General features: G+C 37.5%; 27 protein-coding genes. 18 read left to right on the forward strand and 9 right to left on the reverse strand.

Features of this window, described 5'->3' with window-relative positions; translation table 11 throughout:
- Positions 1–487 precede the first annotated feature (487 nt).
- The gene (locus tag MHH51_RS07240) at positions 488–1150 is read left to right on the forward strand and encodes a YoaK family protein (RefSeq protein WP_147209884.1); all 663 of its coding nucleotides are present in this window, start codon (positions 488–490) and stop codon (positions 1148–1150) included.
- Between the two features lie 117 nt (positions 1151–1267).
- On the opposite strand, the gene MHH51_RS07245 is transcribed toward MHH51_RS07240, so the two are convergent.
- Both MHH51_RS07245 and MHH51_RS07250 read right to left on the reverse strand, forming a co-directional pair.
- Positions 1268–2503 carry an MFS transporter gene (locus MHH51_RS07245; RefSeq protein WP_147209883.1) on the reverse strand — a complete coding sequence of 412 codons (1236 nt, stop codon included), beginning with the start codon at positions 2501–2503 and terminating at the stop codon, positions 1268–1270.
- A gap of 38 nt (positions 2504–2541) precedes the next feature.
- Complete coding sequence (locus MHH51_RS07250; RefSeq protein WP_339285280.1) at positions 2542–3279, reverse strand: nucleoside phosphorylase; 738 nt, start codon at positions 3277–3279, stop codon at positions 2542–2544.
- 303 nt (positions 3280–3582) lie between these two features.
- Here MHH51_RS07250 and MHH51_RS07255 point away from each other — a divergent pair, with 303 nt between their 5' ends.
- From MHH51_RS07255 to MHH51_RS07295, 9 genes are all read left to right on the forward strand, one after another.
- On the forward strand, positions 3583–5022 hold the full coding sequence (locus MHH51_RS07255) for a sodium:solute symporter family protein (RefSeq protein ID WP_339285282.1): 1440 nt from the start codon (positions 3583–3585) through the stop codon (positions 5020–5022).
- Positions 5023–6642: an amidohydrolase family protein gene (locus tag MHH51_RS07260; RefSeq protein WP_339285284.1), complete on the forward strand. Its 1620-nt coding sequence runs from the start codon at positions 5023–5025 to the stop codon at positions 6640–6642.
- A gap of 137 nt (positions 6643–6779) precedes the next feature.
- On the forward strand, positions 6780–7406 hold the full coding sequence (locus tag MHH51_RS07265) for a TetR family transcriptional regulator (RefSeq protein ID WP_339285286.1): 627 nt from the start codon (positions 6780–6782) through the stop codon (positions 7404–7406).
- Positions 7407–7410: 4 nt separating this feature from the next.
- Positions 7411–7956, forward strand: coding sequence for a GNAT family protein (locus MHH51_RS07270; RefSeq protein WP_339285287.1), 546 nt, complete (start codon positions 7411–7413; stop codon positions 7954–7956).
- A 615-nt stretch (positions 7957–8571) separates the two neighbouring features.
- Positions 8572–9750 (forward strand): poly-gamma-glutamate synthase PgsB, encoded by a 1179-nt coding sequence (gene pgsB, locus MHH51_RS07275; RefSeq protein ID WP_156987380.1) that lies wholly within the window; start codon positions 8572–8574, stop codon positions 9748–9750.
- 1 nt (position 9751) lies between these two features.
- The gene (gene pgsC, locus MHH51_RS07280; protein ID WP_147209876.1) at positions 9752–10201 is read left to right on the forward strand and encodes a poly-gamma-glutamate biosynthesis protein PgsC; all 450 of its coding nucleotides are present in this window, start codon (positions 9752–9754) and stop codon (positions 10199–10201) included.
- Between the two features lie 11 nt (positions 10202–10212).
- Positions 10213–11376, forward strand: a complete 1164-nt coding sequence (locus MHH51_RS07285; protein WP_339285289.1) for a CapA family protein — start codon at positions 10213–10215, stop codon at positions 11374–11376.
- On the forward strand, positions 11366–13015 hold the full coding sequence (locus tag MHH51_RS07290) for a gamma-glutamyltransferase (RefSeq protein WP_339285291.1): 1650 nt from the start codon (positions 11366–11368) through the stop codon (positions 13013–13015). Before MHH51_RS07285 ends, MHH51_RS07290 begins: the two co-directional genes overlap by 11 nt.
- A 26-nt stretch (positions 13016–13041) precedes the next feature.
- On the forward strand, positions 13042–13230 hold the full coding sequence (locus MHH51_RS07295; RefSeq protein ID WP_339285293.1) for a hypothetical protein: 189 nt from the start codon (positions 13042–13044) through the stop codon (positions 13228–13230).
- A 307-nt stretch (positions 13231–13537) separates the two neighbouring features.
- Here MHH51_RS07295 and MHH51_RS07300 read toward each other — a convergent pair whose 3' ends face one another.
- Positions 13538–14104 carry a spore coat protein gene (locus MHH51_RS07300; protein WP_339285295.1) on the reverse strand — a complete coding sequence of 189 codons (567 nt, stop codon included), beginning with the start codon at positions 14102–14104 and terminating at the stop codon, positions 13538–13540.
- A 114-nt stretch (positions 14105–14218) separates the two neighbouring features.
- On the reverse strand, positions 14219–14653 hold the full coding sequence (locus MHH51_RS07305) for a YndM family protein (protein WP_339285297.1): 435 nt from the start codon (positions 14651–14653) through the stop codon (positions 14219–14221).
- A 370-nt stretch (positions 14654–15023) separates the two neighbouring features.
- On the opposite strand from MHH51_RS07305, the gene MHH51_RS07310 reads away from it, so the two are divergent.
- Positions 15024–15656 (forward strand): LysE family transporter, encoded by a 633-nt coding sequence (locus MHH51_RS07310; protein ID WP_147209871.1) that lies wholly within the window; start codon positions 15024–15026, stop codon positions 15654–15656.
- A 104-nt stretch (positions 15657–15760) separates the two neighbouring features.
- Here MHH51_RS07310 and MHH51_RS07315 read toward each other — a convergent pair whose 3' ends face one another.
- From MHH51_RS07315 to MHH51_RS07330, 4 genes are all read right to left on the reverse strand, one after another.
- Entirely contained in the window at positions 15761–16213 is a 453-nt protein-coding gene (locus MHH51_RS07315; RefSeq protein ID WP_339285299.1) for a hypothetical protein, read from the reverse strand.
- Positions 16214–16447: 234 nt separating this feature from the next.
- Positions 16448–16591 carry a hypothetical protein gene (locus MHH51_RS07320; RefSeq protein ID WP_198048708.1) on the reverse strand — a complete coding sequence of 48 codons (144 nt, stop codon included), beginning with the start codon at positions 16589–16591 and terminating at the stop codon, positions 16448–16450.
- Positions 16592–16629: 38 nt separating this feature from the next.
- Positions 16630–17097 carry a hypothetical protein gene (locus MHH51_RS07325; RefSeq protein ID WP_156987378.1) on the reverse strand — a complete coding sequence of 156 codons (468 nt, stop codon included), beginning with the start codon at positions 17095–17097 and terminating at the stop codon, positions 16630–16632.
- Positions 17098–17104: 7 nt separating this feature from the next.
- Entirely contained in the window at positions 17105–17308 is a 204-nt protein-coding gene (locus MHH51_RS07330) for a helix-turn-helix transcriptional regulator (protein WP_147209869.1), read from the reverse strand.
- A 419-nt stretch (positions 17309–17727) separates the two neighbouring features.
- On the opposite strand from MHH51_RS07330, the gene MHH51_RS07335 reads away from it, so the two are divergent.
- The 7 genes from MHH51_RS07335 to MHH51_RS07365 all read left to right on the forward strand — a co-directional run bounded on the left by MHH51_RS07335 (position 17728) and on the right by MHH51_RS07365 (position 22453).
- On the forward strand, positions 17728–18396 hold the full coding sequence (locus MHH51_RS07335; RefSeq protein ID WP_147209868.1) for a thioredoxin domain-containing protein: 669 nt from the start codon (positions 17728–17730) through the stop codon (positions 18394–18396).
- Between the two features lie 10 nt (positions 18397–18406).
- Positions 18407–18820: a disulfide oxidoreductase gene (locus MHH51_RS07340; protein ID WP_147209949.1), complete on the forward strand. Its 414-nt coding sequence runs from the start codon at positions 18407–18409 to the stop codon at positions 18818–18820.
- 131 nt (positions 18821–18951) lie between these two features.
- Positions 18952–19779 (forward strand): AraC family transcriptional regulator, encoded by an 828-nt coding sequence (locus tag MHH51_RS07345; protein ID WP_147209867.1) that lies wholly within the window; start codon positions 18952–18954, stop codon positions 19777–19779.
- An 8-nt stretch (positions 19780–19787) separates the two neighbouring features.
- Positions 19788–19931 carry a DUF2000 domain-containing protein gene (locus tag MHH51_RS07350; protein WP_147209866.1) on the forward strand — a complete coding sequence of 48 codons (144 nt, stop codon included), beginning with the start codon at positions 19788–19790 and terminating at the stop codon, positions 19929–19931.
- An 18-nt stretch (positions 19932–19949) separates the two neighbouring features.
- A complete protein-coding gene (locus MHH51_RS07355) occupies positions 19950–20564 on the forward strand; it encodes a LysE family transporter (RefSeq protein WP_147209948.1) in 615 nt (204 codons plus the stop codon).
- A gap of 216 nt (positions 20565–20780) precedes the next feature.
- Positions 20781–21275, forward strand: coding sequence for an Lrp/AsnC family transcriptional regulator (locus tag MHH51_RS07360; protein WP_147209865.1), 495 nt, complete (start codon positions 20781–20783; stop codon positions 21273–21275).
- Complete coding sequence (locus tag MHH51_RS07365) at positions 21272–22453, forward strand: aminotransferase (RefSeq protein WP_156987374.1); 1182 nt, start codon at positions 21272–21274, stop codon at positions 22451–22453. The genes MHH51_RS07360 and MHH51_RS07365 overlap by 4 nt, the downstream gene beginning before the upstream one ends.
- 95 nt (positions 22454–22548) lie before the next feature.
- Here the strand turns inward: MHH51_RS07365 and MHH51_RS07370 are convergent, their stop codons facing one another.
- Positions 22549–23481, reverse strand: coding sequence for an aldo/keto reductase (locus MHH51_RS07370; RefSeq protein ID WP_147209863.1), 933 nt, complete (start codon positions 23479–23481; stop codon positions 22549–22551).
- Positions 23482–23540: the final 59 nt, after the last annotated feature.

Below are 23540 nucleotides of genomic sequence, written 5' to 3' on the forward strand. Positions count from 1 at the left end.
AATTAAAAATCGTCAGAATAAGTGAGAGAACAGCAATTGTCTTTTTTCTTCTTTATTTCTCCAGGTAATGAAGAGAAAAATAATAGCGATAATATTCATCCCAACCAGGGCATATAATCATGAACAGTAAATTTTCAGAGCTCAATGAAGACCCAACGGACTCAGGTACGATATGAGAAAAATACCGGCAATACACTCGTTATGAAACAGCAGTAGCTTCTCCATGAATATTTTATGTCCTTCCCCATATTATGCTGCCTTCTTAATTGATAAATAAACTTCCTTGCTTTGAAGACCTTTTCTTTATACTACAGTTTATTTCTTTGTTGGACAACTGAAACAAGAAGTCTTAAACTAAGTATATTTCCTATTTAAAAGAATATAGTATAAATTATTCGGGGCTAGGTTCTGCTTTTTCATGAATTGCAAAGAATATAAAAAGCTATTATTCTATCCATTCCATAACCTAGGAAAGGGGTGATAAAGGGTGCAACATGAAATCAATCAAAATAAAATTTTAACTATATTAACTGTTTTCTCCACTTTTCTAATGGGATTTATTGACGCATATACATTTCTAACCCAGGATGGATTGTTTGCCAGTGCACAAACAGGAAATATGGTTGTTTTGGCTGCCAAGCTGTTTGAAGGAAATTTTCCAGACGCCTTAGTCCATATCTCCTCATTTATTGGCTTTGCTCTTGGAGCATTTATAGCTCAAGGAATTATAGAGCGCTTTAAAGCATATGGCTGGAGGAAGTATCGTATCTATCTTTTTCTTCAGATGGTATTCCTGTTTATACTCGCCGTCATACAGCAAAACATCGGGCCATCTGTTATCGGCTTTCTATTAGGCTTACTGGCAGGATATGAACTGACAGTATTTCGTAAAATCAAATCAACCAGTATAAATAACGGGATTATGACTGGTAACACAAAGAACCTTATGAATAATCTTTATTTAGCAGTATTTCATAAAAATAAAGAAGCCTTACATACTTTTTTTACTCTATTAATTGGAATCACTGTATTTATGCTGGGAGTTGGAACAGGTACAGTTGTTTTACTTTTTGGTGATTATATAAATTTGTGGCTGGCTTTTGCTATTACAGGCTGTTTTTACCTTTGGCTGCTGTTTAAACGAGATTAAATGATAGGGGAAATGATAATTTTTCGAAGAAGGAAAGAGCAGAACGAAGAAGATCCTGGTTTCATTTCCTAATATGAAGGAATGAAATCAGGATCTTGCTGCTTGTTAAAATTTTATCTATGCATTCTTTTCCCTGTGCTTCATCCCTTTCAGAGGGTTATTTCGAAGCGTCAAAATAATTATCAGGGAAATCATATATAAAGTAGATAAGAATGCCATTGCTGCTGTTATACTGTAATTATCTAAAAAGAATCCAATTGCGATAGGGGATAAACCGCCAATTGCCCGTCCAGTATTAAAAATAGTATTATTTGCAGTGCTTCGGATTTCTGTCGGGTAGAAGCTGCTGATCAGTGCGCCGTAACCTGCATTCATTCCATTTGCGAAAAAGCCGACAATCACTCCGCCAATCAATATGGTAACAGCGCTTTGCGCAAAGACATATAAAAAGACAGAAGCGGCAGATGCAATAAGAAAAATGCCGTAGGATGTTTTGGCGCCAAAACGGTCTAATATCTGGCCAAACAAAAGCATTCCCAGACACATTCCGATAATGGTGCTTATCATCCAAAGGGAAGAACCGGAAACACTTAATCCCAGCTGTTCCTGTAAAATAGATGGCAGCCAGTTCATTAATCCGAAATATCCGGCTACCTGGACAGTGGACATAATAGTCAATGCAACCGTAGTGTACGCCCGTTTAGGTGTATTGAACAGCTTGGATAAGGAGCTGTCTTTCTTTTTTCCTTTTTTGATTTCTGTTTGTGCTTTTTTCCATTCTTCGGTTTCGCCTAAATTTCTTCTGACATAAAAGATGAGCAGTACAGGGACGATACCTGTAATAAATAATGCTCTCCAGCCAAACAATGGAATAATAAGAGCAGCTAAAAGAGCGGCAGCTATTGCGCCAAGCTGTCCACCGATTGTCACCCATGAAGTCATTCTTCCGCGCTTCTGTTTTGCAAATACTTCCGCAACTAATGCCATACCTATTCCAAATTCTCCACCACCGCCGACTCCGGCTAAAAATCTTAAAATATAAATAAAATAAATATTATCTGCGAAGGCCATTAAAGCAGTAGCTACAGAGAAAAGAAAAATCGTATAAGTAAATATCCTGATTCTTCCGTATTTATCAGCAAGTACGCCGAATACGACACCTCCAACCAGCATTCCGAAATTTGTAATAGAAACAATGGATCCGCCGGCTGCCGAAGAAATACCGAATTCTGCAATGATGGAACTTAAAACAAATGAGAGGAACATGATATCCATACTTTCCAGACCTAGTCCAAGCATGGATGATGCTAGAATTTTCTTTTTATATTTACTGCTTTCTATTGTATTTCCCATGGTGTTGTATCACGCCTTTTCTAGTAAAGTCTGCTTCATCAGATGCAAGCATCTAAAACGATTTTTGCTGCTTCTTTATGCAGCTCTCTGTAATCTTCATCAGGAACCCACTGGTCGTTCATACGGCTAACATGAACAACAAGACAGTTTGCAGCTGGTATTTGGTAAAGCGATGCTAAGATGAATAGTACAGCTGATTCCATTTCACAGTTAAGAATATGTCTTTCCTTCCAGTAATTCATAAAGCTTTGATCAGGCTGCGGGCCATTTTTAACCCCGTGTTCACGCGATTGGCCGAGATAATAACTTTGGGTTGTCATTCCAATGCCTGTATGTACATTTAGTCCATTTCGTTCTGCCTGCGATTGAATGGTCGCTAATAAAGCTGGATCTGCTGCAGCAGGATACACATCACTGACATATTGATGGAGCATACCGGGATCTCTGACCATTGCATGATTCAGGAGTAAATCTCCAGGAGACAGCATGTCACTCCATACGCCGCACCCCCCTAAACGTACAAACTTTTTGGCACCGCTCTGGATTAATTCGATAATCGCAATTTCTGTTGAACCGGCTCCGATACCTGTGGAGCATATGGAAACTCTTTTTCCTTTCCAAATACCGCTGACTAAAATAAATTCACGGTTTTTTGAAATTAATTTAGACTGCTCCCAATCACTGGAGATTAATTCTACTCTTGCCGGATCGCCGACTAAAAGCGTAACCTCGCCTAAATCAGCTGCATCCACCTTGTTTAAATGAATATTGTCCATATTTATTCTCTCTCCTTAAGAAGCGGGTGATATTGTATTATTTTTTACATACGAAATAAATTATATTACTCTGAATAAAAAATACAAGAAGTTTTTTGAGAATGTTTTTCTGATTTATTATTATCTCCAAAACTGGAATGGTTTTAATTGTAAAATAGAGTATTAAAATTACTAGATTATATATTGAGTAGTGTTGATAAGGGTTTCTATTTGACTAGTATTTTCAGAAAAAATAGATAATAATTTAAAAATGAAACGTGATAGTATATAATGAAATTATTTTAAAAAAAGGGGAGGAAAATAATGTATTGGTATATTACATATTTCACGCTATATTTTGGAATTATGATTGCGGTTGCATGGTATTACTACTATAAGATTAAAACATATGAAGATTACATGATCGGGTCATGGAGCACTGGATTTTGGAAAATTACCGGAACCATCATTAGCACCAATGCAGGGGCTGCAGTATTTATAGGTTGGGTAGGGCTTGGATTTACTGTCGGTTTTTCGGGGTATTTTAAATTTGCACTCGTGGCTTATGCTTTCAGCTTAACGCTGGTTTTCCTTTTTGCAAAACCGCTAAGGCGTCAAAAATTGTTTACCCTGGCAGACTTATTTACAGCCAGATTTGGCGGACGTACTGGAATTGTTCCATCCATTACTTCTGCTATTGTGTATTCTGTTCCTACGCTAGGGCTTCAGCTGGTAGGAATGTCCACCGTTTTTAATATCACGCTAAACTGGGATTTAAACACAGGTTTAATTGTAAGTACGATATTAATTCTTCTGTTTTCCATTCCAGGCGGATTGCCTGCCACTATTATCACAGATGCAGTTCAAGCCCTTATTATTATTTTAGGCCTTATTGTGCTTACTGTCACAATTGTTATTCACGTAGGGGGATTAGGAGATTTATTCAGCAACACTTCTTTTGAATACTTGAGTCCAATCAGTCCTGATGGATTATCGGACACTTTACTGTATGCATTATCAGTTGGACCATTCTATCTTGTCTGGCAGTCGACATGGCAGCGTATTTTTGCAGCCAAGGATGAAAAAACAGCATTGACCGCAGGAATTACTGGCCATTTAATTGTTGCTGCAATTTCATTTTTTCCATTTTTAATCGGAGTTTCTGCAAGGCAATTTGTAGATTTGAATATGGATCAGGATCTGGTGTTTTCTTATGTGACCAATGAACTACTGCCCGCACCTGTAGCCGGAATTATTTTTGTTGCACTGCTTGCGGCATTGATGACTGGTGCGACTTCTTTTAATTTGCAGGGAGCAAGCAACTTAACCCGTGATTTCTATCAAAGGCTGATAAATCCAAAAGCTACGAACGCGAAGCTGCTGCTTGTATCTCGTATATCCGTGGCGATTGTAACTATTTTAGGTACTGGTGCAGCAGTGTTTATAACGAATATTAATGATGCATATCGTTGGGCCTTAATGGTGAATGGTGTCATTCTTGTCTTTCCATTCTTAGCAATTATGTTCTGGAAGCGCGTGACCAAAAAAGGCGTGTTCATCAGCATGATCGGTTCATTAATATTTATATTGATTTATCCGTATACGGGTATGCCCTTTGATCAGGCACTTGCAGGCTATACATTCTCTTTTGTCCTGCTGGTAGTAGCGAGTCTACTCACATCTCATGATAAATCTGAAGTGGTGAAGACGGCAATGCGTCATAAGCTTGAAGATGAAAAAACACTTGCAAAGGAGCTGGAATAAATGACTGTAAATAAAATAATTAATGCGAATGTACTGGATTTATTGAAGGATAGAGTATATCTGGCTACTGTCGAGCTTTCAGAGGGCCGGATAAAAAAGATAACAGAGCAGAATAAAACCATAGAAAATAATAGTGCGCTGGATTTAAAAGGTAAATGGCTTTCACCCGGTTTTATTGATACGCACAGCCATTTGGTGATGTATAGCAGTTTTCGCAAGCAGCTGAACTGCTCTCCTGAAAATGTGAAGAGTATCAGCGATATTATTGAGAAATTTAAAGAACAGCAGGAAGATATCACCTTCGATGGATGGCTGCGGGGGTACGGCTATAATGAGTTTGAACTTGCTGAAGGACGCCATCCAAACCGTTTTGACTTAGACCAAATTTCAAAAGAAATTCCCATCTATATTCAGCAGAGTTCAGCACATATGGGTGCAGTTAATACAAAAGCACTGGAAATAATGGGAGTCGGTTTAAATGATCCAGATCCTAAGGGCGGACGATATGAACGTGATGAAAATGGTCTGGTTAACGGAGTGTTGTTTGAATTTCCGGCGCTGGATAAAGTCAAAGCAGTACTTCCAAAAGCAGAAGCAGATGTGCTGGCAGCAGATATCGAAGCAGGAGTTAAGGCTTATCAAGCGAGAGGAATAACCAATACGACAGAAATGGGAGTCGGTATTTTCTCCGGGATGGATGATTATGAAGCAGTGCTGAAATTTTTGGAGACGCCGCAAAGTATTCGGACAAGGTGGGCGATTACGTATCAGCTGCTTCTTCATGAACCAAAGCTTCAAAACCTTAACGCAGATGAGCTGAAGGAGAAATTTGAGTCGCTCAGTAACGGGTACAGCACCTTGGCTGGCGCTAAATTTTTCAGTGATGGCTCTATTCAGCTGCATACAGCAGCTATCCGCGGTAATTACTATGATGGGGGATCATCAGATGATTTACAAATTGAAAAAGAAGAGATGGAAGAGCTTTTTAATCATTTCCGGCGGCTTGGTTATCCATTGATTACCCACGCAAATGGGGACAAGGCTGCACGGACAGTGATAGAGGCTTATAAAGCAACAGCCCAGACAAAAACGACTGATATAATGAACAGAATCGAGCATCTGCAAACAGTAAATAAAGAGGATATTGAAGAAATGACAAAGCATCAAATTGGCGGATCATTCTTTACGAATCATATTTACTACTTTGGAGATATTCATAAAAAGTACTTTTTAGGACCGGAAAGAGTACAAAATCTGGACCCTGTCCGATGGGCGGAAGATACAGAGATGACATTCACGATCCATTCCGATTGTCCTGTTACAGATATCTCGCCGTTAGATTCTATCCGGATTGCCGTGGAGCGCAAAACAAGACAGGGAGAAATACTTGGTGAGCATCAAAAGCTGACAAGAATCGAAGCTTACAGAAAGATGACTGTAGATGCTGCTAAATTAAATGGTACCGACGAGAATGAAGGCAGCATTAATGAAGGTAAATTTGCAGATTTTGCAGTATTAAACCAAAACCCGCTTGATTCATCTGTTCATTTATCAGATGACCTGGTAGAGATGACCATCGTTGGTGGTGAAGTTGTCTATCAAAGAGAGAGTTATACCTGAATAAGTTATGCTAAATCTAATTATTTCTATTTCTGCATTATAATAAGATAAAAATAAAGCTTGAAAACTATACATAGTTGTCGTTATAATAAAAAAGACAATCATGTATAGTTTTTTATTTTAATTGAGGTGATTCTATGCCAAAGGTAAGTGAAGCCTATAAAAAAGAAAAAAAGAAGAAGTTGATTCAGGCAGCGAAAACAGTGTTTATCCGGAAGGGCTATGTGCAAACATCCATGCAGGATATTATGAACGAAGCAGGCATATCAAGAGGAGCAATGTACAGTTATTTTGATAATATTGATCATTTGTTTATGGAGGTTTTAAAAGAAGACGACTATGACGATATGCAGTTTTTTGAAGCCTCGGATGATGAGCTGCTCTGGCCGCAGTTGAAGCAATGGTTTGAAATGCAGCAGGAGGCTATTGAAAATACTCATCAGTCATTAGTTCAGGCTAAAGCAGAATTCTTTTTGTCCTCCAATTATGTAAAGCATGCAGAAGATTTCCCATATATTTCACAGCGTTATAATGAAATGACAAGATTGATAGAAGAGGTGCTGAACTGGGGAGTGTACAAAAAAGAATTTCAACTGCAGCAGCCTGCTGATACGATTGCCAGATATATTATTTCTTTTATAAATGGGCTGATGCTGGACACTTTTCAGCTTGGGAATGAGCAAACGAAAGTAAAAGAGCAATTATCCATCCTGCTTTTTTCTTTAGAAAATATTGTTTGCCCTCATGCGGCAGATAAGGAGTGATTGTATGTTGTTTGAATCTAGAAGAGTGAAGTTAAGGAAGATAACAAAAGACGATACAGAACTTTATCACAAATGGAGAAATGATGTAGAGGTAATGCACTCAACCAGCCCCTCTTTAGATGTCTATCCCAAGAAAGCGACAGAAGAATTTGTAGAATATGCTATTTTGGGATCGGATACTTCAAAAGGGTATATTTTGGTAGATAAGAAAAGTGAAACATCTATCGGTATTGTTTCTTTAATTAATATGGATTATAAAAACCGAAATGCAGAATGTATTATTGATATTGGTGAGAAAGAATACTGGGGAAAAGGATATGGAAAGGAAGGGCTGTTACTGCTGCTGGATTACGCTTTTTATGAACTGAACCTGCATAGAGTTTCCTTGCGGGTATTTTCATTTAATGAGCGGGCGATTCATTTATATAAAAAAATAGGCTTTGAATTGGAAGGGAAAAGCAGACAGACGCTATTTCGGGATGGTAAGTGGCATGACATTATTCATATGGGGATTTTACAGGAAGAGTATTTTGTGAAAAAAGAAGCATAATAGAATCTTAGATAAAAAACAGGAGCAGGAAATTTTTATTTCTGCTCCTGTTTTTATGTTTGTTTTCATTGCATTTATGTTTCAGGCTATTTGTTCTGTTGGTTAGTAAATTTTTTCAATTTAAAAGTTAAGTTTGGGAATAGGTATTTTTGGGAAGTAGGGTATTATGAGCGCATATTGGATTCAATGAAGCAATAATAAAGTAATATAAAGATTTTGGAAAAACCCAAAGCTCATAGTTACTTAATCAACAGTCATAAATTGGCTAATAAATCTTACAAATTTGCCTCAATGAAATGAAATCCATTGTTTGAATATTTTTTCAAGTTAGAATGAAAACCTCAAGCAAGCATTCAATTCATATGAATTCCTTAGTGTAAACAATATGCACGTGCTAAGTGTATTTATTCTGCAACATTATTACATTAGAGAGTCAGTTTATTCTCAGATATTACAAATAGAATAAAAAAAGGGATTTTTATAGTAAAGTATATATTTTTTGTTAAAATATCTTAGGTATTGTCAATATGTGTCTAAATACTTCAACGGATGAATTTTAAGAGTGAAAATCTGTGTTTTTATTGATTTGATGAATGGTAAAGGAAGGATATAGTTATGTTATTAATTCCAATTGTGCTCGTGATTGCACTGGTTATCGGTATTATGGAATGGAATTCCCATAAAAAGCATGTGAATGCTCTGCCAATTCGGGTCAACGTGAATGGAATCCGTGGGAAATCAACCGTCACGCGATTAATTACAGGTATTATCAAAGAGGCAGGCTATAAAACCATCGGTAAAACAACTGGTACTTCAGCAAGGATGATTTATTGGAATACATCAGAGGAAGAGCCTATCCAGCGACGTCCCGAGGGACCGAATATCGGTGAACAGAAAATGGTTGTAAGGAAAGCGGCAATGCTGGGAGCTGATGCTTTAGTCAGCGAGTGTATGGCAGTTAACCCGGATTATCAAATTGTATTTCAAGAAAAACTGCTTCAGGCGAACATTGGTGTGATTGTTAATGTGCTGGAAGACCATATGGATGTGATGGGACCTACACTGGATGAAGTTGCCGAGGCTTTTACAGCTACGATTCCGCATAATGGCCATTTAATTATTTCACAAGGCCCCTATGTAGATTATTTTAAAAAAGAAGCAGCAAAAAGAAATACGAAGGTGATTGTTGCTGATAATAGTAAAATCCCCGAAGTATATTTACGCAAATTTGATTATATGATCTTTCCGGAAAATGCTTCACTGGCATTAGCAGTTGCTGAAGCATTGGATATTGATGAAGAAACGGCATTTCGAGGAATGCTTAAGGCCCAGCCAGATCCAGGTGCAATGCGGATTAAGCATTTGAAGCAGGGAAGCAAATCAGCATATTTTGTCAATGGATTTGCGGCTAACGATCCATCCTCAACAATCAATATTTGGAAAAATGTAGTGTCTCAAGGCTATTCTGCAAAATCTCCAATTGTTGTAATGAACTGCCGGGAAGATCGCGTGGATCGGACTATCCAATTTGCAGATGATGTTTTACCACATATACCGATGGATAAGCTCGTGTTGATTGGGGAAAAGGCAGAACCAATTAAGAATGCGGTGAGGTCAGGAAGACTCAAAGTCAATCAAATTATTGATCTTCAGGGAAAGTCAACTGACGAAATCTATGGAACATTAATAGAGATAGCATCTAATAATATCATCTATGGGATTGGAAATGTTCATGGTGCGGCAGAACCTTTAGTTGAAAAACTGCAAGCACACACAGAAATAGGAGGATCATAGAATGTTTGGTTCAGATTTATATATTGCACTCGTGCTAGGAGTGATTCTAAGCTTACTTTTTTCAGAGAAAACAGGCATTGTACCAGCTGGACTGGTTGTGCCGGGATATTTAGCACTGGTTTTTGACCAGCCTATATTTATCGCCGTTATTTTTGGGATTAGTCTTCTAACCTATGTCATTGTTACATATGGGTTGTCGCGCATTATGCTGCTTTACGGACGAAGAAAATTTGCAGCAATGCTGTCGGTAGGAATTGTGTTGAAGCTCCTCCTGGATTACGCTTATCCAATGCTTCCATTTGAAATATTGGAATTTAGAGGAATTGGGGTTATTGTGCCCGGCCTGATTGCGAATACGATCCAAAAGCAAGGGGCGATTATTACAATCGGAAGTTCGCTTCTATTAGGCGCACTTACTTTTGTTATTTTAAGCGTCTATTACATCATATAGGAAGGGTTAATATGTCTAAAAAATTAACATACCAAGAAAAAATATTGCGAATGGGGAAACAACAAAAAAAATCTGCTGGTAAACATGTGGCCATCGGTTTAGCTGCCATTGTTATCTTCATTATCGGACATCAAATCTTCTTTTCACCAGATGTAGCAGAAGTGGAAGAAAAGGGTGATTCAGAGTTCACCGCTACTTTCGTTGGTGACATCATGTTTGGCCGCCATGTAGAAGATGTAACAGAAAAATATGGATTAACATATCCCTTTGAGAAAGTAAAACCTTTCTTTGACAACGCCGACTATGTGTCAGGTAATTTTGAAAATCCAATTTTACTTCAAGATGAAGATAATTATGAACAAATAGATAAGCGGATTCATCTACATACGGGTGAGGAGGCAGCCAATGCTTTAAAAGAGCTGAATTTTACAATGCTCAATTTAGCCAATAATCACATGATGGATTATGGGGCAGAGGGACTGAATGACACGATTTCAGCACTGGATAATATAGGTTTAAACTATGTTGGTGCAGGGGAGAACCTGGAAGAAGCAACTGCCATAGATTATCAGGAAGTAAATGGCTTAACGATTGCAACACTTGGATATACAGATGCTCTTGTTGAGGGCTTCTCAGCTCTCGGTTATCGTCCAGGGGTTGCCCGTGCGTTACCGGATAATATTTTTCCGATGATTGAGGAAGCGAATCAAAATGCTGATCTTGTTTTTGTAAATATGCATTGGGGTGTTGAATATGACAATCAGCCGCACCCGAGACAAACAGAGCTAGCAAGGGCGATGATTGATGTTGGCGCAGACGCTATTATTGGGCATCACTCCCATGTACTGCAAGAAGTAGAAAAATATAAGGACGGCGTTATATTTTACGGACTTGGCAACTTTGTTTTTGACCAGGGGTGGTCCCGGACTAAGGATAGTGCCATTGTTCAATATGATCTGTTAAGTGATGGGACAGGCAGGTTTGAAATTACTCCGTTACGTATAAACGGAGCACAGCCTTACGTAACAGAAAACAAATACAATCAAATGAAAATTCATTTGCAATTAATGAGAAACCAGCCGGAAGAGAATTTTAAAAAAGAAGATGGAAAGTTGATCTTGGAAGTAGATCATTCTAATGTTTTAGAGGAAAGGGGTTCTGATAGTGAGCAATAAAAAGCTTATTACGATATTGACGATTGTTGTCGTTGCAGGACTGGTATTTGTTTATGCGCAGCAAGGGATGTTTGAGGAGGAAGTGACAAATACCGATTATGGTGTCGAGCAATCCGAAATGATGAATACATCGGAAGGCTATGGTGTCAGTGCTTCCCATCCATTGGCAGTAGAAGCTGGGATGAAGGTGCTGGAGGCAGGCGGTAACGCTGCAGATGCAGCCGTAGTGGTTGCCTACGTACTTGGTACTGTAGAGCCTTATGGTTCAGGCATCGGCGGAGGGGGAGAGATGTTGATTTATCCCTATGATGCGGATGAACCGGCTGTCTATGAGTACCGTGAAACTGCACCAGAGTCGGGGGCGAGGCCGGAAACCTTTGCTATTCCCGGTTTAGTAAGAGGAATGGAAGAGCTTAATAATGATTTTGGTTCGATGGACATGCAAGACTTGATCCAGCCGGCTATCGATTACGCAGAGGAAGGATTTGAAGTAGATAATCATTTGGTAGATCGACTTGGTAAAGGATCTTACCGGATGGATGTCGCAGAATTAGATGAATTTTTCCCGAATGGTGAAATACTGGAAGTGAATGATACATTAGTACAGCCTGAATTAGCAGAAACATTACGTTTAATCCAGGAAAATGGAGCAGATGCTTTTTATGATGGGCCTATTGCGGATCAAATATTAGAAAAGGAAAATACATTGCAAGCAGAGGATTTAAGCGGTTATACGGCAACAACAGCTGAGGCGGCTCACGGCAGCTTTGCCGGCTATGATGTTTATTCTGCACCGCCGCCATTAGCAGGAGTTACACTAATTCAATCTCTGCAAATGGCTGAACAATTAAATGTTGCTTCGACTGAGGATAACCAAAGGGACTATATTCATCTGATCGGAGAAATTTCCAAACGATCTTATGATGATCGTATCCAGAATGTGGGAGATGCGTCATTTACAGATACATTACCGACCGATGAACTGACTTCCGCTGATTATACACAACAAATGGCAGATACCATTTCACTTGATGAATTATCCGAGGATTATGAAGTGAATGATTCGATATCAGACGAGGAAGATCACGATAATACGACACACTTTGTCATTATCGATCAAGATGGTACAATGGTGTCAGCGACACATACCTTAGGAAATTTCTTTGGCTCCGGTGATAATGTAGGCGGGTTTTTTATGAATAACCAAATGGAGAATTTTAGTACAAATGATGATTCGTTAAATAGCATTGAACCGGGAAAAACACCAAGAAGCTTCACAAGCCCGACTATTTTGACGAATGGTGAAAAAACTATCGGTATTGGCTCACCAGGTGGGAAAAGAATCCCAATGGTAATGACACAGGTGCTCGTTAAATATTTGATGTTTAATGAACCATTTGATGAAGCAGTTGAGGATAATAGATTTTATATTGAAGGTAATGATATTTTCACAGAAACAGAGTTGGATAGAGATGTTCAATCAGAATTGAGAGCACGTGGATATGAAATCTACAATCAAACGGATATTGACTTTTATGGAGGTATACAATCACTTGTTATCGACGAGGGGTCCAACAGTATATATGGTGCTGCAGATTCCCGGAGAAACGGTGTTTGGCAAGCCGATACAAATAATTAATCTTAAAAGAACAGGAGGAAGGTAAAGTGAAGAAAGTATTATCAGGCGTTACGCCAATTTTACTGCTTGTTCTCGCATTAACATTTATGACCAATTATAAACAATTGGATGATCTATCGGATTCAGAACGATATCAAATCCGAAGCTACGTGGAAGCAGTTGAAAATGATGCGACAGCAGATTCAGAATCTGTCAGTGCCCAGGAAGAGGAATAGTTTGAAAATAGTGTTACGGACACGAATATGAAGAGGATAGATACGGTTTCCAATGAAAATCCAGAATTGAAAAGCGTAGGGAAAGGGTCTCTTTTCGTGATAACAGCAAGGAGTACGAACGTGCAGTCAATACAGAATTTTGGAAGGTAAAATGGTAGGAAAAGAGGCTTATGCTAAACCTATATATCTTATTTTTTCTTCGTTATTTTAACCGTAGAAAAAAGCATGCCGAGAAAATACCTTCCTTATTTTTAAAGCTGAGCAGGAGCAGAAAATATTTATTTTCTGCTCCTGCTTTTCCTTAGTTTTAAATTTGAGACGGCTGCTCTACTGGCTGATAGATAGATGCTACAGTCTGTATTGCTTGATCTGGTGCAGCCATTAATGGGTAATACCCTTTTTTAGTCATATACTGCCAAATATCATAAGCGTGATGATTACTATTCAAAAAAGCATTTTCCAAAAATATTCTTAAATCGGGGTTAGCACACTCTACGGAAGCATTACCGTAGTTTTTGGCAGAACTTTTTTGATTTATTAGATAAGCTGTAGCAATTTCACGGTCAGTATGCTGCTGTACTTCTGTTCGGGGTGTTGCAGGTGGAAATTCAGAAACCGGCGCTTGTGTATAAGATTCCAGTACTGGATTTATTTTAGCTGGTTGAAATTTTGTGATATCAGGTGTTGTTTGACTTTGAACAAATTCCACTTTTAAATTGTAATCCTGAACATGTAATGGGAAATGCTTTTGTAATAATCCCTTCAGTTCAGGATCTTGAGCCTGATTTATAAAGCTGGCCATACAGGATATTGTATTATAGCATCCTGCAATCAGCTCGCTTAACTCATGTAATTCATGTGAAGCTAATTTCATGGTAACTACTCCTTTAATCGTATTTTTCTTATGATTTGCAGAGAAAGTTAATTTATACACTTTATGCATGTGCAGAAAAATCTTAAGTGAAAAATGAATCAATACTATCCTTCTTTATTCGTTCTTATCTTTTTTATCATGAAATTCTTCTCCAGCTTCTATCTGCAGATTTTCATGATGAAGATGGTTTTGTGGTTTATCTACATTATCAAAAACAAAATTACGTAAATATCTATGATAAAAAAGTTCGCCTATTGTAATCAAGAAGGCAGCAATTAATGCAGAAGCATCAACGGAAAGCAAGCTATCATATAAAAATGAGCCTATCCCCCAGATAATAATATAAGCAAGTGCAAAATCGCCTACTGCAGCAGCTACGTTCCCTATTCGGGGCAGTATCAGCATATCTCCTGCAAAGCCAACTGCAGTTAGTATCAAACTGGTAATAACTAAGTTACCGAAAGAAATATTAAAAATCATACCTAATGTTATACCTAATATTACTGTCGTCATAACTAATTTAAATAGAAATGCTAAAATGTATCTCATTAAATCATCATCCTTATATTTTTTACTTACAGCTGTATTTTGCACTCTGAAAGTGGAATTTATTCGTTGCTGCTTATTTGACAATATCACCTGAGCTTCAGTAGAGGGGCGTATCCATTTAAATGAGCGATGTATCGATAGATAATTGAAGAAACCGGTTATTTACGAAAAAAACGAAAATAGCGGAAGAGATTCCATGGATAGTTGTGTTAAGCAGTGAAAAATTAATTGAATAGGTATACGCTTTTTTCAGTTTATAGTAAGATAAAAACTCCTCCATTTCATTTTTCATTTATTGCATAATTGAAGTGAGGCCTTCTGAACTCTTAATGACAGAAAATATTTATTTTTTGAAGGGAGCTTACAAGTAATGGTGCTATTTTTTACATATGTGATGGCAGGACTTGCCATTGCAATGCCTGTAGGAGCTATTACAGTAGAAATGACAAAACAGGGATTGAAAAATGGCTTTATGCATGGCTGGGCTGTAGGGCTTGGAGGGATGACAATTGACCTTGTTTTAATTGCTGCACTTTATTTGGGGTTAGCATCTATTTTACAGCTGCCTTTTATTCAAATCCCGATGTGGCTGATCGGCGCAGTATTCTTATTCCTGATTGGCTATGAATCAATAAAAAATGCGGATAACGATATCACACTGGCTGGAGAAAAGTCTGATAAATCCATACGCTCCTCTTATCGTAATGGGTTTCTTGTCGCCATTTCGCCAGGAAATATTATGTTTTGGCTGAGCGTTTTTGGAGCTGTGTTAAGTAATACATATAACCCATCTGAACCATCCAATTTTTTACTTATTGCTGCGGGTATTTTAACTGGGATTTTATTTCATGATATCGGATTATTAGTAATTGTGGCTACAACAAGGAAAGTAATGAACCGAGCCATGATTAAGGGGTTTTCTATTATTGCAGGCGTTGTTTTAATTGGTTTTTCCGGATATTTTATTTATGAATTTTATGTGGTAATAATGGATATCATGTAAGCCGGAACATTTTAAATACTTGAAAGGAAAAGAGATCAAAGCACTGGTTATTCCTGTACTTTGATCTCTTCTTTGGAGAATCCGGGTATATGAAAAAAACAGGCTTACTTCTCTAAAAGAATTGCAATTGCAGGGCTATCTGCTGTATATGAAGCTCCCGTAACGTCACCAAATACTTCTATCATTTTAAATCCGGCATCTTCAACTTCTTTTTTCAAACGTTCAACAGTAAAATAACAGTTCCAAATATTATAGTTTGTGACAGCTTGTTTTTCAATAACAAGTGTTTGTTCCAAAGTGACATGATCTGGATATTTTTTCAATCTTTCAATAGCTAAATGTTCGTTTGCGCTCCAAAATCCGCCGCCTGGATAGTTGTCCCAAGTATTACGTTCTTCAAAGGCTTCATACTTTTTCATAGAAAAAACATCCAGTAATAATTTCCCTCTCATAACAAGAGCCTGATAAATATTTTTTAAGATTTGCTGCCGGTTTCCAGCAGACAAAGCTCTGTAATCACAATAAATAAATGCAGCAAAATCAAAAGAATTTTTCATATTCATTTCTAAATTAATTTTGATACAAATAGGAAATATTTAATCCATGCTGATCAACTGACTGCCTAGCATAGTTAATAGAACGCCTGGAAAAGTCAATACCGGATACTTGATAGCCTGCCCTGCATAATCTTTCCCCATATAGTCCCGGCAAGCAGCCTATATCCAGCAATCTGGGATAATCTTTAGAAGGGATGATGTACTCCATCCAACGTACAGACTTATCAATAAACCTTACTTACGGCTAGCTCCTTCAAAATCAGGATTTAAATGTGCATCCAGCATATATTTTGAAATATGTTCATCATTCCAAGAATTATTGTCGCTCGGCTGATAGAGAGGAGGAAATTCTAACTTTAGGAAAATATCGTTGTGCATTGTTTTCTCTCCTTTTTCGTTTTCATAAGAAGGCAAGCTCAACCCTTTGAATCAAGTGCTATCCACGTAATCAGATAAGTAAGAAAGCTTATAATAAGACTGCCTCCTAAAATGCCGATGACTGTGGTTTGAAAAATTTTGATATCGGTAAAGAGCAGACTCAATCCAAAGCATAGAAACAGGAGAACAATCCATAAAGGAATCAGCATTTTAAAGGTAAACAGACTTGCTTTTATCGAAATCAGCTCTTCCCGTTCATCCTGTGTGCTGAATTCTCCTTTTTTTGTACTATAGCCCTCGTTATTCTTTTTCTTCCCATATAAAAATCGGGCAATACCAAAAATGATAAGCCATCCGATAAGCAGAAACCAAAAAATACCGAATTCAAAAGAAAAGGAGAAGGGCTCTTCTGTAACGGTAGCGGTCAAAACTGTTTGGATCATTCCTAAGGTAGTAAGCAGTATCATAATGATATTTCCAGTCTGTTCAAATATTATTTTCTTCATCAAAAGGTCACTCCTTCCCTAAATAAAAAATAGCATTAATATCTATTTCCAGTACTTCCGCAATTTGCAATGCCAATAACAACGATGGTGTATAATTTCCCTTTTCCAGGGATACAATTGTTTTTCTGGATACACCAACCTTATTTGCTAATACTTCCTGCGTCATTTTTTTCTTCTTTCTAAATATCTGTACACGATTGATAACATTCATGATATCTCTCATTTCTTCATTAAATGTGAAGTTAACTACTCATTTAATAGTATCAAAATAAAAATGTGTAGTCAACTTCACATTTTTCTATATAAAACTAGGTAACTGACTTTACTTGATTTATATCCTTGCATTCAGATTGATAAAATGAAAAGAAGGTGATTGTTTATCAAAGAAAGCAGTAATAGGCGATTCTTTTAATATCAGTATATTATTAGTAAATACCATATAATAGACAAAACCCATATGTTTTGATATTGTCATAAAAGCGACAATCAAATATATGTTTTAAATGAAAAAATAATGTATATTAGAACTGTATTTGATTTTTTATTATGGAGTTACTTTTCGTAAACTTCAACTGAGCAAAAATGTATTTTTATGTTATATTTTACATAGAGATAAGGAGAGGTGTTTATATGAAAAAATCGCCATTAAAAATAATTGTGGCTATTACTTTAATTGTTGTCGCACTGGTTGTTTTACTAGTTGTGCTGGTGAATCGGGACTCAGAATCCTTTGGAAGGGAGTTTGATGAAGCCCCATCAACAGAAGGACAACCTGTATATGGTGACCCGGAAGCTCCTGTAACTGTCGTGGAATTTGGAGATTATAAATGCCCTGGCTGTAAAGCATGGGATGAAGGTATTTTTCCGCAATTAGAACAGGACTATATAGATGAAGGGAAAGTTAACATCGCATTTGTCAACGTCTTATTCCATGGAGAAGAATCGCGATTAGCTTCATTAGCCGCAGAAACAGTCTATGAGCAAAATCCTGAATCATATTGGGACTTCCATCATGCGCTTTTTGCTGATCAACCAGAAAATCAGCAGGCAGTATGGGTGACAACAGATAAGATAGAGGAAATTGCAGAAGGTGTAGAAGGAATTGATACAGAGACATTAATGGAAGAAGTTGAAAATAACACATTTATGGATGAGCTTATAAAAGATGATGATCTGAGAAATGCTTTTGAAGTCGAATCCACTCCAACGATTATGGTTAATAATGTCATGATAAACGATGATGATACATTTGATTACGAGGTTATCAAACAAGCTATCGATGAAGCGTTAGGTGAATAAAATGAATAAACTGGATATGAGACAGCTTTATATGTATTTTGCCTGGGTCGTTTCTCTGGTTGCAACTTTGGGGAGTCTTTATTTTAGTGAAATAAAAGGTTTTATACCATGTGAATTATGCTGGTATCAACGGATTGCCATGTATCCGTTGGCTTTCATTCTTGGAGTAGCAACGTTTAAACAGGAATTTACAATTAAGAAATATGTACTTCCAATTGCAATGATCGGCTGGTGTATTTCACTATATCATTATCTTGAACAAAAAGTACCGGGATTTGCACCATTAAAACCATGTGTGGGCGGTGTACCGTGTAATACAGAATATATTAATTGGTTAGGCTTTATTACGATTCCGTTTTTAGCTTTCACTGCTTTTACGCTGATCATTATCTTTATGTTATTGATGAAATCAAATAAAAAATAAGAAAAAGCCGCCGATATTTTATCGGCGGCTTTCGCTTTGTCTGAGAAAAGAGCAATATTATACAAGAAAAAATAAATAATACTTGATATTTTAGGAACAGGATAAAGAAGTATGGGAAGGGAGGTTTAAGCATGTTAAATGAAACCCGAACAATTTATTTAGACCCTGATTTAGATTTGGAAGCATATCGGTTTAAAGGAATTACGCAAAAGTTTCCCGCGCATTTTCATGATTATTATGTGTTTGGTTTTATCGAGGAGGGAGAGCGTGAGTTGATCTGTCAGGGAGAAGAATATGTTATTCACCCCGGCGATGTACTTATTTTCAATCCTTATGATACGCACAGCTGTGAGCAGGTAGACGGTGGAACACTGGATTACCGCTGTATTAATGTAAAAGCTGATGTAATAAAAAAAGCAATGTTTGAGATAAAAGGTGAGGAGATTCTTCCACGTTTTAAAGAAAATGTTTTGTATAAGAGTGAAGTGGCATCTACTTTAAAAGACCTTCATCTGAAAATATTGGAGGAAGAGGAAGCTTTCAAAAAAGAAGAACTGTTTCTTTATTTAATGGAGGAGCTTATTGAGATAAACTCAGACTTGGCTATCCCGAAAGCAGCCCTGGAATCTTCTCACAAAGTTCAAACAATCAGCAGCTTCCTGGAGGAGCATTATACCAAAAAAATTTCCTTGAAAGAGTTAAGTGATCTGATTGGATGGAGTAAGTATCATCTGCTCCGGTCCTTTACCAAGCAGAAGGGGATTTCACCATACAGCTATTTGGAAACAATTCGGGTGAATCATGCAAAAAAACTTCTGGAACAAGGAGTAAAACCGGCTGAAGCAGCTTTTTTAACAGGATTCAGTGATCAGAGCCATTTAACCAAATTTTTTAAGAGCATGATTGGATTAACACCGAAGCAGTATATGAAGATTTTTGAAAGTAAGGGAGAGGGGTAACAAGCTCTATGAAAATAAAATGTGTACGGCTAATTGATGATGATTTGCCTTTAGGATTAATTGTTAATACAGCAGTTATTCCTGTCCTGGAGTCTCGTTGGAAAAAGAAAAAGGTAAATCAATTAACAGGCAGTCTCATTCTATTAAAGTAGCTGAGAGGAGGAAGCATGATAGATAATTTACCTGCATATATCCTGATGGCACTGATGATGTCCATGCTGCCTGGAACAGATACGATATTGGTGATGAAAAATACATTTAGTTATGGTACAAGGGCCGGCTATTGCACAATTCTTGGGATAGCAGCCGGTCTGACTTTCTGGACGATGATTGCTGTATTGGGCTTGTCCATTGTTATTGCTCAGTCTGTTATTCTTTTTAATATGATTAAATATATGGGAGCTGCATACCTGCTTTATTTAGGAATCAGAGCCTTCTTTTCAAAGGATACTTTTTCTATGGATGCTATACCAAATGGGAATCGCACAAATAAAAATAATAAAGCTTCCTTTGTGCAGGGGGCAGTCAGTAATATTTTAAACCCGAAAACTGTTTTAGTATACGTTACTTTTATGCCGCAATTTATTGATTTAAGCGGGCGTATTAATCAGCAGCTTATTATTTTGGGATTTATCCTTACGCTGATAGCTGCAGGCTGGTTTTTCATACTTGTTTATTTTCTGGATGCAATGAAAAGATGGCTCAAGAAGCCTTTATTTCAAAAGATGCTTCAAAAATGTACAGGGATTCTGTTGATAGGGTTTGGTGTGAAAACAATCTTTTAAAAAGATTTTTCTACAAAATAAACTTTGATAGCCTTCCAGATTTCATTATATTTTCCATGGTATCTTCTAAAAATAGAAATATTTGATACATTTAAAACAAAAAATTTAAAATATTTGTGGACAGAAATTAATTTATCGCATCGAATATGTTATGATGAGATATAATCCAAATACGGGATTAGATACTGGGCAGAAATGGTAAAGGAGTCAAAGGTAATGACAGATAAAGAATTAGAAATATTGAGAATTATAGAAGAAGATGCACGAATTGATTTAAATACATTAGCGAAAATGACAAGTATAAATGAAGAAGAAATTAAAGCGATATTAAAAAAATTGGAAGAAAAGAAAGTTATCTTAAACTATTCGACTGTCGTGGACTGGAGCAAGGTACCGCAGGCTGAGCAGGTAACAGCGATGATTGATGTAAAGGTAACACCAAAACGCGGGGTCGGATTTGATGAGGTAGCAGAGCGAATCTACCGTTTTTCTGAGGTGCAGGCTTTGTATCTAATGTCAGGAGCTTATGATCTTCAAGTGGTAATAGAAGGAAAAACGATGCAGGAGATTGCCCGTTTTGTTTCTGAAAAACTTTCATCGATAGATTCTGTGATTTCAACAACAACACATTTTCAGTTGAAAAAATATAAGCATGATGGAATCGTTTTTGAAGAGGGCGAAGAAGATCGCAGAATAGTGGTGACACCATGAGTCAATTAAATGTAAAAACCAAAAGCCGCTTATCGTCACGTGTACAGGATATTCAGCCATCCGGTATCCGGAGATTTTTCGATTTGGCTTCCTCCATGGATAACATTATTTCTTTAGGTGTCGGGGAGCCGGATTTTATTACACCGTGGAATATCCGTGAGGCCAGTATTTCTTCTATGGAAAGAGGATTTACTGCTTATTCAGCAAATGCCGGTGTACTCGAATTGAGACAGGAAATTACAAAATATATGTATGATCGTTTTGATGTGGATTATGACGCAGAAACAGAAGTACTGGTAACAGTTGGAGCAAGTGAAGCAATTGATATTGGCTGCCGTGCTATTTTAGACCCGGGTGATGAAGTCATAATTGTAGAGCCTGGATTTGTATCCTATTCTCCACTGGTATCAATGGCAGGCGGAGTTCCAGTCTCTGTAGGAACAAGAATAGAGGATGACTTTAAGGTATCAGCAGAGCAGATTAGGGCTGCGATTACGGCAAATACAAAGGCATTAATGATCAGTTTTCCGAATAACCCGACTGGCGCTGTTATGCTGAGAGAGGATTTGCAGGAAATAGCGACATTGGCTGAAGAGCATGATTTAATCGTGTTTTCTGATGAGATTTACGCTGAATTGAGCTATGATAACCAGCACGTTAGTTTTGCAGCACTTGAAGGTATGAAGGAGAGGACAATATTAATATCAGGATTCTCCAAAGCATTTGCGATGACGGGATGGCGGTTAGGTTTTGTAATGGCTCCGCCTGATTTATTGGCTGCGATGCTAAAGCTGCATCAGTACAGTTTAATGTGTGCACCGACAATGGCACAGTACGGGGCACTGGAAGCATTGAAGAGCGGAATGGACGATGTGGAGAGAATGAAGCAGTCTTATAAGCAAAGACGCGGATTTTTTGTAGAGTCTTTTGCAGAGATGGGCTTAGCATGTCATATGCCTGGAGGTGCGTTTTATGCCTTTCCTTCTATTAAAGCCACTGGATTAACATCTGAGGAATTTGCGGAAAAATTATTATATGAAGAGCATGTCGCTGTCGTGCCAGGAGATATTTTTGGCGCAGGAGGAGAAGGGCATATTCGCTGTTCCTATGCGACTTCGATGGATAATCTGCAGGAAGCTACAAAGCGCATGAAACGTTTTGTCAGCAAACATCTGTAAACATAAGTAATTTGCAAAAAATAATCACTTTATCACTAAAAAATCCGCTTATTGCTTTTTTATTAAAACAATAAGCGGATTTTGTATTTCATTGATTATGCAAAGATATTGCTGATTTTTTGAATATCATCTTCAGATAAAGAAATTTCAGCTGCTCTTTGGTTGCTTCGTACCTGTTCCGGACGTTTTGCGCCAGGGATAATTACATCAACAGATGGTTGAGAGAAATACCAGGCCAGAACAATATGAGCGACCTCCTCACCATAATTATCAGCAATTTTTCTTATTTGCTCTATTTTTTCAAGGTTATCTAAAAACTGCTGTCCCTGGAAATTTGGATTTTTCTCTCTTAAGTCTGAGAAACTAGAATCTTTATCATATTTACCTGCTAATAATCCTGACTCCAGCGGGAAGTACGGGATAAAAGTAATTTGATTCTCCGCTGTATAAGGGAAATAGTTTTTCTCAGCATCACGTTTTAATAAATTATATTCTCCTTGAAACACATCTACATAGCCATCTTGATTTGCTTCCTTCAATTGATCGGGTGAGAAGTTAGAAACACCGATAGAGCGAATTTTTCCTTGATCTTTTAATTCTTTTAAAGCGCCGACTGCTTCTGCTTTTGGTGTATTCTCATCCGGAAAATGGATATAAAATAAGTCAATATAATCTGTACGTGTACGTTTCAAAGCGTCATCAACGGCTTGTTTTAAAAATGCTGGTGAGTTATCCATTACTGTATCGTTACCGACAAATTTATGCGCTGCTTTCGTTGCCAGTACAATATCTTCACGTTTATATTCTTGCATAACTTCTCCTACCAACTCTTCAGAGCGCTCCGGTCCATAAATAAATGCTGTATCCAGCATATTAATACCATTATCCAGTGCTGTACGGACAACGTCTTTTCCTTGTTCTTCATCCAGCATATTTGGATACAGATTATGACCGCCTACAGCATTCGTGCCTAAACCGATTGGATTTACCGAAATATCAGATTTACCTAATTTTACGTGCTTCACCATTTTAAAACCCCTTTTCCGATAAAATTACTACACTAAAAATATACCACAAAATAAGGTAA

The organism is Oceanobacillus sp. FSL K6-3682 (genome assembly GCF_037976165.1).
GTDB classification, from domain to species: Bacteria; Bacillota; Bacilli; order Bacillales; family Amphibacillaceae; genus Oceanobacillus; species Oceanobacillus sojae.

Bases quoted from the DNA above. Each gene is read 5' to 3' on its own strand.
- pgsB (WP_156987380.1), top strand. From the start codon at position 8,572: ATGTTATTAATTCCAATTGTGCTCGTGATTGCACTGGTTATCGGTATT.
- MHH51_RS07360 (WP_147209865.1), top strand. From the start codon at position 20,781: ATGACAGATAAAGAATTAGAAATATTGAGAATTATAGAAGAAGATGCA.
- MHH51_RS07315 (WP_339285299.1), bottom strand. From the start codon at position 16,213: ATGAAAAATTCTTTTGATTTTGCTGCATTTATTTATTGTGATTACAGA.
- MHH51_RS07345 (WP_147209867.1), top strand. From the start codon at position 18,952: ATGTTAAATGAAACCCGAACAATTTATTTAGACCCTGATTTAGATTTG.
- MHH51_RS07310 (WP_147209871.1), top strand. From the start codon at position 15,024: ATGGTGCTATTTTTTACATATGTGATGGCAGGACTTGCCATTGCAATG.
- MHH51_RS07260 (WP_339285284.1), top strand. From the start codon at position 5,023: ATGACTGTAAATAAAATAATTAATGCGAATGTACTGGATTTATTGAAG.
- MHH51_RS07305 (WP_339285297.1), bottom strand. From the start codon at position 14,653: ATGAGATACATTTTAGCATTTCTATTTAAATTAGTTATGACGACAGTA.
- MHH51_RS07370 (WP_147209863.1), bottom strand. From the start codon at position 23,481: ATGGTGAAGCACGTAAAATTAGGTAAATCTGATATTTCGGTAAATCCA.
- MHH51_RS07245 (WP_147209883.1), bottom strand. From the start codon at position 2,503: ATGGGAAATACAATAGAAAGCAGTAAATATAAAAAGAAAATTCTAGCA.
- MHH51_RS07255 (WP_339285282.1), top strand. From the start codon at position 3,583: ATGTATTGGTATATTACATATTTCACGCTATATTTTGGAATTATGATT.
- MHH51_RS07320 (WP_198048708.1), bottom strand. From the start codon at position 16,591: ATGCACAACGATATTTTCCTAAAGTTAGAATTTCCTCCTCTCTATCAG.
- MHH51_RS07285 (WP_339285289.1), top strand. From the start codon at position 10,213: ATGTCTAAAAAATTAACATACCAAGAAAAAATATTGCGAATGGGGAAA.
- MHH51_RS07365 (WP_156987374.1), top strand. From the start codon at position 21,272: ATGAGTCAATTAAATGTAAAAACCAAAAGCCGCTTATCGTCACGTGTA.
- MHH51_RS07265 (WP_339285286.1), top strand. From the start codon at position 6,780: ATGCCAAAGGTAAGTGAAGCCTATAAAAAAGAAAAAAAGAAGAAGTTG.
- MHH51_RS07335 (WP_147209868.1), top strand. From the start codon at position 17,728: ATGAAAAAATCGCCATTAAAAATAATTGTGGCTATTACTTTAATTGTT.
- MHH51_RS07350 (WP_147209866.1), top strand. From the start codon at position 19,788: ATGAAAATAAAATGTGTACGGCTAATTGATGATGATTTGCCTTTAGGA.
- MHH51_RS07270 (WP_339285287.1), top strand. From the start codon at position 7,411: ATGTTGTTTGAATCTAGAAGAGTGAAGTTAAGGAAGATAACAAAAGAC.
- pgsC (WP_147209876.1), top strand. From the start codon at position 9,752: ATGTTTGGTTCAGATTTATATATTGCACTCGTGCTAGGAGTGATTCTA.
- MHH51_RS07330 (WP_147209869.1), bottom strand. From the start codon at position 17,308: ATGAATGTTATCAATCGTGTACAGATATTTAGAAAGAAGAAAAAAATG.
- MHH51_RS07325 (WP_156987378.1), bottom strand. From the start codon at position 17,097: ATGAAGAAAATAATATTTGAACAGACTGGAAATATCATTATGATACTG.
- MHH51_RS07300 (WP_339285295.1), bottom strand. From the start codon at position 14,104: ATGAAATTAGCTTCACATGAATTACATGAGTTAAGCGAGCTGATTGCA.
- MHH51_RS07250 (WP_339285280.1), bottom strand. From the start codon at position 3,279: ATGGACAATATTCATTTAAACAAGGTGGATGCAGCTGATTTAGGCGAG.